This is a genomic window from Dolichospermum sp. DET69, assembly GCA_017355425.1.
Classification (GTDB): Bacteria; Cyanobacteriota; Cyanobacteriia; order Cyanobacteriales; family Nostocaceae; genus Dolichospermum.
In genome coordinates, this window is record CP070233.1 from 13,116 (window position 1) to 25,128 (window position 12,013).

Annotated in this window: 11 protein-coding genes; 9 read left to right on the forward strand and 2 right to left on the reverse strand. The window is 37.5% G+C overall.

Annotated features, from left to right (window positions below; translation table 11 throughout):
- Positions 1 to 79: 79 nt before the first annotated feature.
- Positions 80 to 964 carry a 4-hydroxy-tetrahydrodipicolinate synthase gene (gene dapA, locus EZY12_00060; GenBank protein QSX68161.1) on the reverse strand — a complete coding sequence of 295 codons (885 nt, stop codon included), beginning with the start codon at positions 962 to 964 and terminating at the stop codon, positions 80 to 82.
- Positions 965 to 1,175: 211 nt separating this feature from the next.
- The gene (locus EZY12_00065; GenBank protein ID QSX68162.1) at positions 1,176 to 2,186 is read right to left on the reverse strand and encodes an aspartate-semialdehyde dehydrogenase; all 1,011 of its coding nucleotides are present in this window, start codon (positions 2,184 to 2,186) and stop codon (positions 1,176 to 1,178) included.
- Between the two features lie 612 nt (positions 2,187 to 2,798).
- Between EZY12_00065 and EZY12_00070 the strand changes: the two genes are divergently transcribed.
- The 9 genes from EZY12_00070 to EZY12_00110 all read left to right on the forward strand — a co-directional run bounded on the left by EZY12_00070 (position 2,799) and on the right by EZY12_00110 (position 11,958).
- Entirely contained in the window at positions 2,799 to 4,208 is a 1,410-nt protein-coding gene (locus EZY12_00070) for a trigger factor (GenBank protein ID QSX68163.1), read from the forward strand.
- A gap of 243 nt (positions 4,209 to 4,451) precedes the next feature.
- On the forward strand, positions 4,452 to 5,129 hold the full coding sequence (clpP, locus tag EZY12_00075) for an ATP-dependent Clp endopeptidase proteolytic subunit ClpP (GenBank protein ID QSX68164.1): 678 nt from the start codon (positions 4,452 to 4,454) through the stop codon (positions 5,127 to 5,129).
- 30 nt (positions 5,130 to 5,159) lie between these two features.
- Positions 5,160 to 6,503 (forward strand): ATP-dependent protease ATP-binding subunit ClpX, encoded by a 1,344-nt coding sequence (gene clpX / locus EZY12_00080; protein QSX68165.1) that lies wholly within the window; start codon positions 5,160 to 5,162, stop codon positions 6,501 to 6,503.
- Positions 6,504 to 6,741: 238 nt separating this feature from the next.
- Positions 6,742 to 7,566: an alpha/beta hydrolase gene (locus EZY12_00085; GenBank protein QSX68166.1), complete on the forward strand. Its 825-nt coding sequence runs from the start codon at positions 6,742 to 6,744 to the stop codon at positions 7,564 to 7,566.
- 167 nt (positions 7,567 to 7,733) lie between these two features.
- Entirely contained in the window at positions 7,734 to 8,180 is a 447-nt protein-coding gene (locus EZY12_00090) for a DUF29 domain-containing protein (protein QSX68167.1), read from the forward strand.
- 208 nt (positions 8,181 to 8,388) lie between these two features.
- Positions 8,389 to 8,835: a DUF29 domain-containing protein gene (locus EZY12_00095; protein ID QSX68168.1), complete on the forward strand. Its 447-nt coding sequence runs from the start codon at positions 8,389 to 8,391 to the stop codon at positions 8,833 to 8,835.
- 90 nt (positions 8,836 to 8,925) lie between these two features.
- Positions 8,926 to 10,974: a hypothetical protein gene (locus EZY12_00100; protein ID QSX68169.1), complete on the forward strand. Its 2,049-nt coding sequence runs from the start codon at positions 8,926 to 8,928 to the stop codon at positions 10,972 to 10,974.
- A gap of 190 nt (positions 10,975 to 11,164) precedes the next feature.
- Positions 11,165 to 11,380, forward strand: a complete 216-nt coding sequence (locus EZY12_00105; GenBank protein ID QSX68170.1) for a hypothetical protein — start codon at positions 11,165 to 11,167, stop codon at positions 11,378 to 11,380.
- 275 nt (positions 11,381 to 11,655) lie between these two features.
- Positions 11,656 to 11,958: a DUF4351 domain-containing protein gene (locus EZY12_00110; GenBank protein QSX68171.1), complete on the forward strand. Its 303-nt coding sequence runs from the start codon at positions 11,656 to 11,658 to the stop codon at positions 11,956 to 11,958.
- Positions 11,959 to 12,013 lie beyond the last annotated feature (55 nt).

The following is a 12,013-nucleotide window of genomic DNA, read 5'->3' on the forward strand; positions in this document are numbered from 1 at the left end:
CAGTTGTAGCACAAGTGTTAAGATAATAGGCTAATAACAATTTGTACACATTATTTATAAATCACTCACCTATTGTTGCTTAGATTAAATTCAGCTTTTGCATGACCGACTCTAACTTTTTAGATACATCTGTATCAGCTTCACATAGGGGTAGACGAAGTGAACCTACTTCCCAACCTTGCAGTTTTAGTGCTTCTTTTACAAGAATAGGATTTGTAGTTAAAAATAAAGCTTTAAACAATGGGAACAGTTGTAGATGAATCTCGGTAGCAATTTGAGTTTTCCCCATTTTCCATGCTTGAATCATTGATTGGATTTGATTACCCACTAAATGAGAAGCTACACTGACTATACCTTGAGAGCCTATCGCTAACATGGGCAGGGTTAAAGAATCATCTCCAGCGTAAATTTGAAATTCTTTTGGTGTCAAGCGCCGGATTTCACTCACTTGATCTAAGTTACCACTGGCTTCTTTAATAGCAACAATGTTCTCAATTTCTGCCAACTTTACAACTGTTTCTGCACTGAGGTTTTGACCTGTCCGTCCAGGAACGTTATACAACATCATGGGCAGGTCGGGACAGGATTGTGCTATTGCCTGAAAATGTTGATATAATCCAGCTTGGGGTGGTTTGTTGTAATAGGGAACTACTTGTAAAGAACCATGCACTCCTATTTTAGCCGCTTTTTGAGTGGCTGCGATCGCTTCTTGGGTGTTATTGGAACCACATCCAGCAATTACTTTAGCTTTACCTGATACAGTTTGCAATACCTCAATAAATAATTGGTATTCTTCATCCCAAGTTAGGGTTGGGGATTCCCCTGTTGTTCCACATACCACCAATGTATCTGTACCGTTGTTAACTAGATAATCTGCTAGTTTGGCAACTACATCATAATTAATACTACCGTCTGTTTTAAACGGTGTAATCATAGCGGTTACAATTATTCCAAAATCTCCCACACTCTTTTCTCTCCTAATTTGTTAGTTGACAGTTGACTGTTGACGGTTGACTGTTGACTGTTGGCTGTTGACGGTTGACGGTTGACTGTTGACTGTTGACTGTTGACGGTTGACTGTTGACGGTTGACTGTTGACTGTTGTTTGTTTTTGATTATCCAATGACCAATGACTAATGACCAGTAACCAATGAATGGGCGCAGGCCCTGCGCCCCTACTGACCAATGACTAATAATTCGGCAATTTGTACAGCATTTAAGGCTGCACCTTTACGGATTTGGTCGCCGCATAGCCATAATTCTAAACCGCAATCATGGGAAATATCCTGGCGAATTCTTCCCACTAAAACTTCATCTTTACCACTAGCATCTATGGGCATGGGAAAATAATTTGCTTGCCAATCTTCCACTAATTTCACACCAGGTGATTTTCTGATAATTTCTCTAGCTTCGTCTGGATCAAAAGGTGTTTCAAACTCTAGATTAATGGCTTCAGAATGGGCGCGGAGTACGGGAACCCGTACACAAGTTGCGGTAATTCTGATTTCTTGACTACCAAAAATTTTGCGGGTTTCGTTAACCATTTTCATTTCTTCCTCACAATATCCCCAAGCTGTTAAAGGAGAATTATGGGTAAATAAATTAAATGCCAATGGATAAGGTAAGACTTCCGCTACTGGTTGCTTTCCTTGTAGTATAGCTTCACTTTGGATTTTCACTTCCTCCATTGCTTTGGCACCGGCACCACTAGCAGATTGATAGGTAGCAGCTACGATCCTTTTCACTGGTTTGACTTGATGTAATGGCCACACTGCCAAAGACATGAGAATCGTTGTACAATTGGGATTGGCAATAATTCCTTTGTGAGTAAATGCGGCTTGGGGATTTACCTCTGGGACTACCAAAGGGACATCCGGATTCATGCGGAAAGCACTGGAATTATCAATTACCACTGCTCCCTTTTGCACAGCTATCCCCGCCCAAGTTTTGGATATGCTACCCCCAGCACTAGCTAAGACTATATCTATATTTTCCCAACTGCGATCGCTCACCGCCTCAACCGGGATATCCTCTCCTTTGAATCTTAATATTTTTCCCGCACTGCGTTCTGATGCCAACAATTTTAATTCCGCTAGGGGGAAATTTCGGCTTTCTAGTAATTCTAGCAACTCAGTACCTACAGCACCAGTTGCTCCCAAAATAGCTACACGATAGGACTTAGACAAACTCACTCCTCCTTTAAGAGGTAATTAGCACTTTTTATTTTCAGGACAACTTAAAAAATCAATTGTTTGTGTTGTTCCGCTCAACAGTAGATTTTAAATAGTAAAATTTACATATTTTTGTGATTATATCTCAATTTTTGATGGCTATTGGGGAATTTGAAATTTTATTGTTTATATTACAGTTAAAATTAAGTGATATCCTAGTTTTGCAGTCGTGGTAAGTTATAGTAATAAGGTTATAATACCACACTATCGTATAATATTCTATTATACAGCAAACTGCAAAAAAAAAGAAACCGAAGAGCGATAAACATTTAGGTATTTCCGAGAAGCCCTGCCTGTAAAGTTATGTTACCGAAACTAGGGCTGCTATGTTGAAAGAATATCATAAAGTGTTCAGTCCTTTACTTTTTGCAGTATACTGGATCTCTGCTAAAGGATATTCAAACGCATTTATGTCTGAATAACATTTATTCAAAAGATGATCGCGTCTTGAAGATAGAGCCTAAGCTGAAATCGGGATAAATAATCCCATAGCCCGTAGAAGTAAATGTCTAGACTTGTCTAGTATTTATATAGCACATTAAAATACCAGAAAAATAGAAATAAAGCATGAAAGTTACCCAGGAAAAACTTCCCGCCAGTCAAGTTGGTTTGGAAATAGAAATCACACCAGAAATTACCCAACAAAAATACGAGCAAGTCATTAGAAATTTAAGTAAGACTGTAAATATTCCTGGGTTTCGCAAAGGCAAAGTCCCCCGGCAAGTATTAATCCAACGTATCGGCGACACTCGTGTCAAAGCCACCGCCCTGGAAGAAATCATTCAAGAAGGCATTGAGCAAGCAATTAAACAAGAAGCCATTACCGCCATTGGTCAGCCTCAATTACGCTCTTCTTTTGATGATTTGATTATCAATTATAAACCAGGACAACCCCTGATTTTTGCTGCTGCTGTGGATGTAATTCCAGAAATCCAGTTGAACCAATACACTGGTTTAGAAGCCAAAGCGGAAGAAATCAAATATGATCCTACCCAAGTAGATACCGTTATTGAAGCACAAAGAGAAAAGTTAGCTACGTTAGTTCCTGTGGAAGGACGCGCTGCTCAAATCGGTGATATGGCAGTGATTGATTTTAAGGGTGTAATTGCCAAGAGTGAAGGTGATGATCCTGACACCGAACCAAAACCAATTCCCGGTGGCGAAGGAACTGATTTTCAAGTTGAGCTACAAGAAGATAAGTTTATTCCCGGTTTTGTATTGGGTATCGTGGGCATGAACCCTGGAGAAACCAAGGAAGTATCGGCTCAGTTCCCAGATCCTTACGGCAACGAAGAATTATCTGGTAAACTTGCTTTGTTTACCATCACACTCAAAGAAATTAAAGCCAAAGAACTACCAGAATTGGATGACGATTTTGCCCAAGAAGTTAGTGACTTTGAGACATTAGATCAGTTGCGAGCATCCTTAGAAGAACGGTATCAAAAAGAAGCCGCAGATAAAACCAAAACCAATCAGCAAGAAGCTTTAGCAACAGAATTGCTGAATCATGTCGAAATAGACTTACCGACAACATTTATTGACCAAGAGATTGATGCCATGCTGTCACAGACCGCCATGAAGTTGTCTGAACAGGGGATAGATGTCAAAAAGCTATTTACCCAAGAAATTATTCCTCAATTACGGGATAGATCCAAGCCTGAAGCGATAGAGCGTCTCAAACGTTCTCTATCCTTACAAGAAATTGGCAAGCGCGAATCTATTGAAGTGGCAGCCGAAGCAGTGCAAGCTAGAGTCGCAGAATTGATGGCGGAGTATAGTGATCAAGACTTGGATGAAGCTAGACTGCGTGGAGTTGTCAAAGAAGAACTTTTAACTCAAAAGATTTTTGATTGGTTACTAGAACGTTCATCTGTGGAACTAGTAGCGGCAGGTTCTTTAACTCCTACAGAAGTACCTGATTCAGAAGCAGAAAGCATTGAAGTAGTTCCGCAAGAAGAAACCAGTAATCCTGAGTAATGGGTAATGGGTAATGGGTAATGGGTAATGGGTAATGGGTAATGGGTAATGGGTAATGGGTAATGGGTAATGGGTAATGGGTAATGGGTAAAAGTTATTTTACTCCTACCATCCCTACCTCCTAACAACTGACAACTGACAACTGACAACTGACAACTGACCACTGACCACTGACCACTGACAATTCTGCCATAATGGTTAACAGTTCACAATTTCATTCCATTTATTGTTAAATATTCTAGTATGCTTGTATCGCAGTCGGGGAATTACCCAATCAACAGCTTGAGTCCTATCGGTACTAGAGGCAATTTAAGTACCTCTAGTAATATTGTGCCAATGGTAGTAGAACAATCTGGAATGGGAGAAAGGGCATTTGATATCTACTCCCGTCTACTCCGTGAGCGGATTATTTTTTTAGGAACGCCCATAGATGATGTTGTAGCTAATTCCATTGTTGCCCAATTACTTTTCCTCGATTCTGAAGACGCGGAAAAGGACATTCAATTGTACATTAATTCTCCTGGTGGCTCTGTCTACGCAGGTATGGCAATCTATGATACAATTCAACAAATACGTCCTGATGTTGTAACTATCTGTTTTGGACTAGCCGCGAGCATGGGGGCTTTTTTATTAACATCTGGAACTGCTGGAAAGCGGATGTCTTTACCTGACTCCCGGATTATGATTCACCAACCCCTAGGTGGCGCTCAAGGACAGGCCATTGACATTGAAATTCAAGCGCGAGAAATTCTTTATATTAAGGGTGAATTAAATCAATTAATGGCCAAGCATACTGGTCAACCCTTAGAAAAAATCGAAGCTGATACGGAGCGCGACTTTTTCATGTCAGCAGAAGAGGCGAAGAATTATGGTTTGATCGATCAGGTCATTTCTAGACAAAATCTTCCCACAGCAGGGTAAAAAGTCATCATTCTGAAATAAGAGGCTGATATGTCTAAGTACGACTCCCATTTAAAATGTTCATTTTGTGGCAAGTCCCAAGAGCAAGTACGTAAATTAATCGCAGGGCCGGGAGTCTACATCTGCGACGAATGCGTTGACTTGTGTAATGAAATCCTCGATGAGGAATTGCTGGATACCAATACAGCCGCAGCATCACCACCGGCGCAAAAATCAGAAACTACTGAAAAGCGGCGGACAAATTCGTCTAGTCTCTCGTTTAATCAAATCCCTAAACCGAGAGAGATTAAAAATTATTTAGACGAACACGTGATTGGCCAAGATGAGGCCAAAAAGGTGTTATCTGTGGCTGTTTACAATCATTACAAACGACTGGCGATTCTTCAGTCTAAAGGCAGTGCCAAAGCTGAGGCAGATGATGCTATAGAACTACAAAAGTCTAATATTTTACTTATTGGACCGACTGGTTGCGGTAAAACGCTATTGGCACAAACTCTCGCCAAAATTCTGGATGTTCCCTTTGCTGTGGCTGATGCTACAACCCTAACGGAAGCTGGGTATGTAGGGGAAGATGTGGAAAATATCTTGTTGCGACTGTTGCAAGTGGCAGATTTAGATGTGGAAGAGGCTCAACGAGGCATTATCTACATTGATGAAATTGATAAAATCGCCCGCAAGAGTGAAAATCCCTCCATTACCAGAGATGTCTCTGGGGAAGGGGTACAACAAGCTTTACTGAAAATGTTAGAGGGAACTATTGCTAATGTGCCTCCCCAGGGCGGACGTAAGCACCCATACCAAGATTGTATCCAAATTGACACAAGCAATATTTTGTTTGTCTGTGGTGGTGCTTTCGTAGGTTTGGAAAAGGTTGTAGACCAGAGAGTTGGCAAAAAGTCAATCGGTTTTGTGCAACCAGGAGATGTTCAAACTAAGGAAAAACGCGCTGCTGATACATTACGTCATCTGCAACCGGATGATTTGGTGAAATTTGGCATGATTCCTGAGTTTATTGGGCGGATTCCCATGGTGGCTGTGGTAGATCCTCTGGATGAGGAGGCACTGATGGCAATTTTGACTGAACCACGCAGTGCTTTGGTGAAGCAATACCAAAAACTACTAAACATGGATAATGTTCAGTTAGATTTTAAACCAGATGCGTTGCGAGCGATCGCTCAAGAAGCCTATCGGCGCAAAACTGGGGCGCGGGCTTTACGCGGTATTGTGGAAGAGTTAATGCTGGATGTGATGTATGAGTTACCTTCTCGTAAGGATGTGACTCGCTGTACTATCACTAAGGAAATGGTGGAAAAACGTTCTACTGCTGAACTAATAGTACATCCTTCTTCTTTACCTAAACCAGAGTCGGCCTAATAGTCAGTGGTCAGTGGTCAGTGGTCAGTGGTCAGTAGTCAGTTATTATGGAACTATTGATTATTGACTCTTGACTCTTGACTCTTGATTATTAACTCTTGACAACTAACAACTAACAACTGACAACTAACAACTAACAACTAACAACTGACAACTGACAACTGACAACTGACAACTGACAACTAACAACTAACAACTAACAACTAACAACTAACAACTGACAACTGACAACTGACAAATGAGTTATATAAATGTTCGGGGTGTTGATCATTATTACGAGTGGATAAAAAAACCATCAGATGTTATTAAACCGGTGATGGTTTTTTTGCATGGTTGGGCTGGTTCGGCTAGATATTGGCAAAGTACGGCCGAGGCTTTATTAGATAATTTTGATTGCTTATTATATGATTTACGGGGTTTTGGCCGTTCTCAATGTCAGCCTCATTTAAGTTATGAATTAACAGAATATGTGGAAGATTTGGCGGTTTTATTAAATGAGTTAAATCTTGATCGTGTTTATGTTAATGCCCATTCTATGGGTGCTTCTATTGCTACTTTGTTTTTTAATCGTTATCCCGAAAGAGTGGAAAAGGGGATTTTAACTTGTAGCGGAATTTTTGAATATGATGAAAAGGCTTTTTCGGCTTTTCATAAATTTGGCGGTTATGTAGTTAAATTCCGTCCCCAGTGGTTAAGTAAAATCCCGTTAGCTGATAAAATGTTTATGGCTAGATTTCTCCATAGTCCGATTCCTAAAGCGGAAAGTCAGGCTTTTTTAGAAGATTTTGTTAATGCTGATTATGAAGCGGCTTTAGGGACTATTTATACTTCTGTGAGTAAGGAACAAGCGGAAACAATGCCGGGAGAATTTGCGAAATTAACTATCCCAACTTTGCTAATTGCTGGGGAATATGACATTATTATTCCGGCTGAATTGGGGAAAACAGCGGCGGCTTTAAGTGATAAGGTGGAATTAAATATTATTCCGAATACGGCGCATTTTCCCATGTTGGAAGACTCAGAAACTTATTTAACGATAGTTAAAGAGTTTTTGAATAATTGATAAATATAAGATGGGGGGACCAGATGCCCACCCCACAAGATAATATTAATCAAGATAATATTAATATATTGATTGTGGAGTGGGCTTCTAGCCTGCTCAGAGTTAACAATACTATTTCTGCTCATCTACTTAATGTGTTATTTTAGAGGTAAATAGGGGGTAAATAGATGAAAGTTACTACTAATTTACAGCAACTCTATGAAACTGATGACTATTTATGGTTATTAAAAACTATTGATTTATTGAAACAAGGTCGTTTTGATGAGGTGGATTTAGAGAATTTAATTGAGGAGTTGGAAGATTTGGGAAATGAAAAGAAAAATGCAGTTAAAAGTTTATTAGAACAAGTAATTAGACATCTTTTATTAGTCCAGTTTTGGACAAAGGAATCTGAAATAAATTATTATCATTGGCAATCAGAAATTTTAGGTTTTCGTCATCAACTTGAGGATAGATTAACAACTAATTTACGTAATTATCTAGCTGAAGAGATGGGAATTATTTATAATAGGGCTTTAAAACAAGTTAAATTAAAAACTAAGTTTCAGGTTGATTTTCCTGAAATATGTCCTTATTCTCTGGAACAATTGTTAGATAAGGATTATTTAGGTTAAATTCAATTATAAAGCAATACGGTTCAGTTAAGAAGAAAGGTAGGTTGGGTAGAGCGGCAGCGAAACCCAACAAAGTCCTGATAATGTTGGATTTCGTTCCATTGCCCCGCGTTCACGCAGTGTCCCCCAGGGATACGTTCACATTCCACAACCCAACCTACATCATCTACTTAATGTGTTATTTTAGAGGTAAATAGGGGGTAAATCGATGAAAGTTACTACTAATTTACAGCAACTCTATGAAACTGATGACTATTTATGGTTATTAAAAACTATTGAATTATTGAAACAAGGTCGTTTTGGTGAGGTGGATTTAGAGAATTTAATTGAGGAGTTGGAAGATTTGGGAAATGAAAAGAAAAATGCTGTAGAAAGTCTATTACAGCAAATTATTAGACATTTATTACTGTATCAGTATTGGACTATTGAAGTTGAGAGAAATTCTGGTCATTGGCAAGCTGAAATTTATAGTTTTCGAGATCAACTTAATGCTAAACTAACCACAAATTTACGCAATCATTTAGTTGAACAAAGATTAAAAATTTACCAAAGGGCATTAGGATATGTGCAAAGAAAAACTCAGTTTCAGGTTGATTTTCCGGAAATATGTCCTTATTCGCTTGAACAACTGTTAGATATTGATTATTTAGGTTAAATTGCAGGTAAGATCCCCGATTTCTGATATTAATGTATAATTTGTTTATAAGATTAAAAAGAAGTCGGAAATCTGTTAGGAGTGCATTTTATGAAATTTAATCGCAGTCAAGTTAAAAAATATCTGCAATCCTCTGATTTTACATCGCTTTTTATTGAGGAGTTGGGTTGGGATTATGCTGATAGTTCTCCCATATATTTAACTGTAAATGAGGAAAATTATACTATAGAAGCTGCTGCCCAAAAACGCGGCATGATGGTTTATCATTGTGTGTCTGATTATGGGATTTTACCAAATTCTCAAATTAGAAAAAAAATTGATACTGAAGTTACTAGCTATAGTCAAGAACATTTAATTATTTATACTGATAAAAATCAAGATAAACAAGTTTGGCAATGGGTAAAACGTCAGGAAGGAAATAAAACTAAAAGCCAGGAAACTACTTTTAATATTACTCAATCTGGTGAATTATTAACTCAAAAGTTGGAATCTTTATTTATTGATTTTGCTGAGGAAGAAAATTTAACTTTAAGTGATGTTACTCAACGCACTCAAAAGGCTTTTGATATTGAAAAGGTAACTAAAAAGTTTTTTGAAGATTTCCAGTTAGAACATCGGAAATTTGTTACCTTTATCAAGGGAATAGATAATATAAAAGATGCTAATTGGTATGCTTCGGTAATGTTGAATCGGTTGATGTTTATCTATTTTCTCCAGAAAAAGGGGTTTTTAGATGATGGTAATATTAATTATTTACAAGATAAGTTGAAGGTTAGTAAAACTAAAAGTGAAGATTTATATTATCAAGAGTTTTTACAGACTTTATTTTTTGATGGTTTTGGGAAAAGTGAGAAGTTTCGGAAATTGTCAACTCCCACTTTAATTGGTAAGATTAAATATATTAATGGTGGTTTATTTTTACCCCATTATATTGAAGAAAAATATCAGGGGAGAATTACCATTAGTGATGCTGGTTTTGAGGATATTTTTCAGTTGTTTTCTGGTTACACTTGGCATTTAGATGATACTCCCAGTGGTAAAGATGATGAAATTAATCCTGATGTTTTAGGGTATATTTTTGAGAAGTATATTAACCAAAAAGAGTTTGGGGCTTATTATACTAAACCAGAAATTACTAATTATCTCTGTGAAAGAACTATTAATAAGTTTATTGGTGAGAAATTGAACCCCCCCCAACCCCCCCTTATTAAGGGGGGGAGTGAAGAGGAAGAAGAACATTATCTCTGTGAAAGAACTATTAATAAGTTTATTAGTGAGAAATTGAACCCCCCCCAACCCCCCCTTATTAAGGGGGGGAGTGAAGAGGAAGAAGAACAAAAAGCCCCCCTTTTTAAGGGGGGTTGGGGGGATCAAAATCTCAATAATCAATTATGTCAGCAATTATTAGATGATATTTTACCTCAGCTTTCAATTTTAGATCCTGCTTGTGGTAGTGGGGCTTTTTTGGTGGCTGCTTTACAACATTTAATTAAGATTTATACGGCTATTTTTGATTTTATTCAAGTTTCTGGAGATGAGTTAAATCAAGGGAGATTAAGGAAGATTAAAAAGGATCATCCTTCGTTGGATTATTATATCAAAAAACGGGTAATTACTGACAATCTCTATGGTGTGGATATCATGGAGGAAGCGGTAGAAATTGCTAAGTTACGCTTGTTTTTAAGTTTGGTTGCTTCTGCGAAAACTGTTGACGATTTAGAACCTTTACCTAATGTTGATTTTAACATTATGGCAGGTAATTCTTTAATTGGTTTAATTCGGGTAAATGAGGAAAGTTTTGATACTGTGGGAAATGTTAGACAAGGTAATATTTTACAGTCTTTGAAATCTCAGGATTATCAAGCTATTTTAAATGAAAAAAATCAAAGTATTCAAAAATACAAGGAACACGCTTTTATTGTCGGAGAAGTTGAAGGAACGGAACAAGAAGATCGTTTAGAGAGTTTGAGACATCATATTCATGATGTTTATCGGGAATCTCTGGTTAAGTTAAATCAATTGTTATTAGATGAGTTTGGGAATTTGAAGATTAAATATGAGGAGGTACAGTTAAAGGGGAAAGCTACTAAGCGGGTTTTAAATAGTTCCCAGATTAACAGAAAAAGATCCATATTTTAGCGAAATAGTAGAACGTGCAGCCAAACTAATCTGTACAACACCAGAATATGATGAGTTAGCGAGAGAGGTTGGTTTAGGAAGTCATGAAAATGGAGTTACGGAAGAGATAGCAAGAGGGAAAATCCGTGCAGAATTAGATGGAATAGTTGCCCATTTGTATGGGTTAACAGAAGCGGAATTTAGTCATATATTGAGTACATTTCCTATTGTTGCGGAAACGGTGAAAGTATCGGCTTTAAAGGCTTATAGAGCGATCGCTAATTTATTTACTCGCAGTATTTTAGAAGATCAATATCAAGTTATCTCTAAAAAAATTACAGAGCAATTTGATGCTAAATGGTTAGAAACTCTGGAAACAGAAGATGATTTGCTGGAAGCTGCTGTTGAACTAACTAAACATGAATAATAGCTTACGTCTAGAAGAAAAAAGCCAGAAAGAAAGCCAGAAAGAAAGCCAGGGAATAAATTCCCTGTCTAATAGCTAAAGTCGGTTAAAACCGACTGGATGTTTTGGTTTTTTCTATTTAGAGAATAATATGTGATCTTTGATTAAATTAATTTAAAGGAGTGCGTTTTAACGCACTTTAGCTATGAGCCAGGAAATTTATTTCCTGGTGGTTATAAAATACACTTAAATGAATTAGAAAATAACCATCATCATCAAATAGCGTCATAATAGAAATGATCACAACTATCATGATGTACAAGTTTGAAAATCTCAACCGTCAAGAGGTAGAATCTATGTTAGGAATCACACTCAAACAAACACGAGTTTATCAAGAAATTAAAGAAGAAGGAAGAGAAGAAGCAACTTTTAATTTAGTCATGCGACAATTGACTAAGCGGTTTGGTGAAATATCGCCGAAAATACGCGGTTCTGTTGCTGGTTTATCCTTACATATTTTAGAAGAGTTGAGTGAAGCATTATTAGATTTTAATAATGTGGATGATTTACTTGCTTGGTTAGCAAAAGTTGCAGATTAAGATTTGATGATAATTAAAGATCCCCGACTTCTATTATCAATTTATCATTTATTCA